1 pseudogene is annotated in these 819 nt (G+C 73.4%); it reads right to left on the reverse strand.

The window, feature by feature from the left end:
* A pseudogene (locus APM_RS19830) lies at positions 1-651 on the reverse strand (glycosyl transferase family 1); the annotation flags it as partial.
* Positions 652-819 lie beyond the last annotated feature (168 nt).

Raw genomic sequence — 819 nt, forward strand, 5'->3', positions numbered from 1 at the left:
GGCGATCAGCCGCTCGCCGGCCGGCCGGCGCGGGTGGAAGCCGCCGCCGCGATGGGCGAGATAGTGCAGGAACGGATTGCCGCCGGCGATCTCGTCGGCATAGCGGGCGGCGTAGAAGCCGATGTCGAAATCCGGGCTCGGGTCGCGCCGCTCGGCGGCGCCGAAGGCGCAGAAATGCTCGAACGGATCGCTGCCGGCGGCGGCGACGTCGGGGTTGTTGTCGAGATACCATTGCGGGTCGAACAGCGGGACCGGGCTGACCTTGCCGGTGCGGCGGCGGGAGAGGAAATCGGCCAGCGCGTTGGCGCCATCGGGGATGCCGTAGGTCTCGCGATACCAGCCGGCGTGGAACAGCGGCGAGGGGTCGCGGCCCTCGCGGTCGCCGAAATCGATGTAGTGGCGCAGCGGGTTGGCGCCGGAGGCGGCGATGTCGGGGTTGCGGGCGAGGTAGAAGGCGGGGTCGAAATAGGGGTTGGGGCGATGCCCGGCGCGCCAGCCGCGGCGGCAGAAATCGGTGAGCGGGTCGGTGCCGGCCGGCATGTCCTGCGCCTGCAGCGCGTAATGGCCGGGGTCGAACAGGCCGCTCGGGCGGATCGCGGCGATGTCGCCGGCGAGGTCGGGGTCTTCGGCGGGGGGATTGGTCCGGGTCATGCGGCGCGTTTGTCCTTACGTGGCGCCGGTCAGGCCGTGCGGCGGGCGGAGGTCGAGCGCGCAGCGCCGGGCGAGGGCGTGGCCGAGGGCGAGCATCGGCGCCTCGTCGAACAGCCTGCCCCAGAGGCAGAGCGCGGCGGGGACGCGGCGCGCTTGGGCGTTGGCCGG

Source organism: Acidiphilium sp. PM (genome assembly GCF_000219295.1).
In the GTDB taxonomy this organism is placed as follows: domain Bacteria; phylum Pseudomonadota; class Alphaproteobacteria; order Acetobacterales; family Acetobacteraceae; genus Acidiphilium; species Acidiphilium multivorum.